General features: G+C 63.1%; 1 pseudogene. It reads right to left on the bottom strand.

What is annotated here, in order from left to right:
- Nucleotides 1–37: 37 nt before the first annotated feature.
- A pseudogene (locus AC0IYH_RS32135) lies at nucleotides 38–263 on the bottom strand (murein biosynthesis integral membrane protein MurJ); the annotation flags it as partial.

Genomic DNA, 263 nt, shown 5'->3' with positions numbered 1-263 from the left:
CTATTACTGGCACCACAGATTAGCGCGGCACACTCACTCAACCGACCGAACGACGGGCGAAGTCGCGCAGACGAAAACCGAGAATGCCCAGCACCGCGAAATAGCTCAACGCCCCAGCCGCAACCAATGCGCCCAGCCGCAGCAAGCGCTGCAACATATTGCCATCGGCCCAAGCCGGCATCAGCCACAGCATGCCGCTCAGCACCACGACCATCACCAGCACCGCCGCCAGCAGCTTGCCGGCAAACAAGCCCCAGCCAGGC

The organism is Pseudomonas sp. AC463 (genome assembly GCF_979253585.1).
The sequence above is the reverse complement of the archived record's forward strand: the minus strand, read 5'-3'. Positions and strand labels throughout refer to the sequence as shown.